This window comes from Streptomyces niphimycinicus (assembly GCF_018883605.1).
GTDB lineage: Bacteria > Actinomycetota > Actinomycetes > Streptomycetales > Streptomycetaceae > Streptomyces > Streptomyces niphimycinicus.
Window position 1 is genome coordinate 1 of the sequence record NZ_JAHLEM010001094.1, and the last position, 2702, is coordinate 2702.

The 2702-nt window shown below is 72.9% G+C and carries 2 protein-coding genes; both read right to left on the reverse strand.

Features of this window, described 5'->3' with window-relative positions; translation table 11 throughout:
- Positions 1-1457 (reverse strand): type I polyketide synthase (locus KN815_RS47830; protein ID WP_216348029.1); only part of this gene is annotated, 1457 nt, incomplete at its 3' end.
- A gap of 56 nt (positions 1458-1513) precedes the next feature.
- Positions 1514-2702, reverse strand: a 1189-nt coding sequence (locus KN815_RS47835) for a type I polyketide synthase (protein ID WP_216348030.1), incomplete at its 5' end; no start/stop codon positions are given.

Below are 2702 nucleotides of genomic sequence, written 5' to 3' on the forward strand. Positions count from 1 at the left end.
ACCACGTCCAGCCGCTTGGCCGACGGGGCCGGTCGCTCGGTGACTTCCTCGGCCTCCTCGGTCTCCTCGGCGGGGGCCTGCTCCAGGATGGTGTGCGCGTTGGTGCCGCTGAAGCCGAAGGAGGACACGGCGGCCCGGCGCGGGTGGTCGGTCTCCGGCCAGGGGGTGGTCTCGGCGAGCAGCGACACCGCGCCCGCCGACCAGTCGACATGCGGGGTCGGCTCGTCGATGTGCAGGGTCCGGGGCAGGACGCCATGGCGGATGGCCATGACCATCTTGATGATTCCGGCGACTCCGGCCGCGGCCTGGGTGTGCCCGATGTTGGACTTGATCGAGCCGAGCAGCAGCGGCTGGTCCTCGGTGTGCTCCTGGCCGTAGGTGGCGAGCAGCGCCTGCGCCTCGATCGGGTCGCCCAGCGTCGTACCGGTGCCGTGTGCTTCGACGGCGTCGACATCGGCGGCGGAGAGGCGGCCGTTGGTGAGCGCCTGGTGGATGACGCGCTGCTGGGACGGGCCGTTGGGCGCGGTCAGACCGTTGGAGGCGCCGTCCTGGTTGATGGCGCTGCCGCGCACGATCGCCAGCACCGGATGGCCGTTCTTGCGGGCGTCCGACAGCCGCTCGACCAGCAGCATGCCCACGCCTTCGCCCCAGCCGGTGCCGTCCGCGGCGGCGGCGAACGGCTTGCAGCGGCCGTCGGCGGCGAGCCCGCGCTGCCGACTGAACTCGGTGAACGTCGACGGGGTGGCCATCACCGTGACACCGCCCGCGAGCGCGAGCGAGCATTCGCCGCTGCGCAGCGCCTGGACCGCCATGTGCAGGGTGACCAGCGACGACGAGCACGCCGTGTCGACGGTGACCGCCGGGCCTTCGAGGCCGAAGGTGTACGACACCCGGCCCGAGGCGATGGAGCCGGAGCTTCCGGTGCCGAGGAAGCCCTCGACGCCCTCCGGCACGGAGTCGAGCCGCGAGGTGTAGTCGTGGTACATCACGCCCGCGAAGACGCCGGTCCGGCTGCCGCGCAGCCCGGTCGGGTCGACCCCGGCCCGCTCGAACGCCTCCCAGGACGTCTCCAGCAGCAGCCGCTGCTGCGGGTCCATCGCCATGGCCTCGCGCGGCGAGATCCCGAAGAGCGTGGGGTCGAAGCCGCCCGCGTCGTAAAGGAATCCGCCCTCGTTCACATAGCTGGCGCCCGCCTGGTCGGGGTCGGCGTCATAGAGCGACTCGATGTCCCAGCCGCGGTCCGTGGGGAAGCCGGAGATCGCGTCCTCGCCGCCCAGGACGAGCCGCCACAGCTCCTCGGGGGTGCGGACACCGCCCGGGTAGCGGCAGCTCATCGCGACGATCGCGATCGGCTCCTGGTGCCGCTCCTCGACCTCGCGAAGCTGTCGGCGGGCCTGACGCAGGTCGGCGGTGGCCCGCTTGAGGTAATCCCGGAGCTTGTCCTCGTTATTCACCATTGCGTCGGCTCCTTGCGAAGAGGGAGGGGGTGCTCATGTGTTCAGAACGCTCCCGTTCAGGAGGAGCCGAGTTCGTCGTCGAGCAGGTCGAATAGCTCATCGTCGGTCGCGGATTCGAGGTCGTGGTCGTCGGTGTCGCCGTCCGCGGTCGCTTCCTGGGCGTCGTTCCACTTCGCCAGGAGCGCCTGGAGGCGCATGGTGATCCTGGAGCGGGTGACGCTGTCGTCGGCGGCCACCGCCAGGGCGGCTTCCAGGCGGTCGAGTTCGCCGAACACCGACGGGCCGCCGCCGTCCCCGTGCGGGAGTTCCGCGCGCAGATGGTCGGTCAGGGCGTCGGGGGTCGGATAGTCGAAGATCAGCGTGGCGGGCAGCCGGAGTCCGGTGGCCGCGCCGAGCCGGTTGCGGAGTTCGACGGCGGTGAGCGAGTCGAAGCCCAGCTCCTTGAAGGCCGCGCCGGGTTCGATCGCCGCCGCGCTGCCGTAGCCGAGCACGGTGGCCACCTGGCCGCAGACCAGGTTGAGCAGGAAGCGGTCCCGTTCGGCCGCGGACATGCCCGCGAGCCGCTCGGCGAGGCCCGCCGCCTCGTCCGCCGCCCCGCCGCCACCGGCCGCGGCCCGCCGTACGGGGGTACGGATCAGCCCGCGCAGCAGCGGGGCGACCCCGGCCGTGGACTGGGCGCGCAGGGCGGCGATGTCCAGGGCGGCGGGGATCAGCACCGCGTGTCCGGCGAGCCCGGACACGTCGAACAGGGCCAGGCCCTCGGCGTTGCTCAGCGCGCCCATGCTGCCGCGGCTCATCCGCTGCCGGTCGGCGTCGGCGAGGGTCGCGGCCATGCCGCCGTCGTCCTCCCACAGGCCGAAGGCCAGGGAGGTGGCGGGCAGGCCCTGGGCGCGGCGGTGCTGGGCGAGGGCGTCCAGGAAGGTGTTGGCCGCCGCGTAGTTGCCCTGCCCCGGGTTGCCGAAGACGCCGGCCGCCGAGGAGAACAGGACGAACGCGGAGAGGTCGCTGTCGCCGGTCAGCTCGTGGAGGTTCCACGCCGCGTCCACCTTGGGCCGCAGCACCCGCTCGACACGCTCCGGGGTGAGGGATTCGATGATCCCGTCGTCCAGGACGCCCGCCGCGTGGATCACGGCGGTGAGGGGGTGGTCGGCGGGGATGTCCGCCAGGAGGACGGCGAGCGCGTCCCGGTCGGCCGCGTCGCACGCCGCCCAGGTGACCTCGGCGCCCAACGCGCCCAGCTCGGCG